Origin of the sequence: Promicromonospora kroppenstedtii DSM 19349 (genome assembly GCF_000515355.1) — a bacterium.
GTDB lineage: Bacteria > Actinomycetota > Actinomycetes > Actinomycetales > Cellulomonadaceae > Promicromonospora > Promicromonospora kroppenstedtii.
Genome location: NZ_KI911590.1, coordinates 1 through 1,019, shown reverse-complemented (window position 1 = coordinate 1,019; position 1,019 = coordinate 1). Strand labels below are relative to the sequence as shown.

The following is a 1,019-nucleotide window of genomic DNA, read 5'->3' as shown; positions in this document are numbered from 1 at the left end:
GGGCAGCTCGGCGACGATCGGGGCGTCGGACTTCCCGACGATGTTGTCGAGCATGCGGACCATGCCCTGTGCGCTGACTTCGCCGGGTCGGTTGCGGTGGCGGTCGGCGAAGGCGCGGATCGCGGCGACCTGACCACCGGTCTCCGAGGGCGCGGGCGGTGAGGGCGTGGATCGAGGTGGTCGCGGGCGGTGATTGCCGTATCGACGGCCTCGGCGATGGCCTCGTAGGCGTCGCGGTCCGGGTCGGTGTCGTAGAGGGCCCTGATCTGGGCGGGGGTGTCGCTCATGGTGTGCTCCTTGGGGTATGTAGGAGGCGGGCGGTCAGTACAGGTAGCGGTCGGCGAGCCAGAAGATCAGGACGGCGAGCGGGATGCCGCCCACCACGACGCCCACGGCGAAGGCCAGGACGTCGAGGGCGAGGGTAGCGAGCGCGCGGGCTAGGCGGCGGAGCATGGTCAGGCGACCCACGGGCCCATCTTGGCCTGCATGGCGTCCATGCGGCCGAACGGCGGCTGGTGGGCCTTCTGCACCATCGAGTGGCGGCCCTTGGCCGTGCCGCAGATTGCGGCGGCCATCTTCTCGTTGACCTCCGCCCGCAGGGGGAGGCCTGGCCCGTGCGAGCGGCGAACGCCTTGCAGTGCTTGCAGGCGCACTCGACGGTGACGGTCGGGATGTCCGTGCGGGGCTCGTTGCCCATGGTGTCCTCCTGGCCAGTTGGGCCGGTTCCTCCGGCCATGGCACCAGCGTAGCCACGCAAGGGCACTTGCGCAACCCTCAGGGTGTAGAAGGTGTAGAAGTTGTAGGTCTCCCTGGTTACCCCTCAAGAAGTAGTTCTTGAAGAAGTAACTAGAGAGAGGTACACCTTCTACACCTTCTACACCATCGGGGGCCTCCGATCTCTCGCCCGGCGTCAGTCGTCTATCTGCCCGGCGAGGTAGTCGGGCTCGGCCTCCGCTCGGTGCACCTTCTGATCGATAGGCAGGCGGCCCGGTTCGACCACCCAGGGCCCGACCCGGAGG

The 1,019-nt window shown here is 68.2% G+C and carries 1 protein-coding gene; it reads right to left on the bottom strand.

What is annotated here, in order from left to right:
• Nucleotides 1–321: 321 nt before the first annotated feature.
• Entirely contained in the window at nucleotides 322–468 is a 147-nt protein-coding gene (locus PROKR_RS32310) for a hypothetical protein (RefSeq protein WP_157601815.1), read from the bottom strand.
• Between the last annotated feature and the right edge of the window lie 551 nt (nucleotides 469–1,019).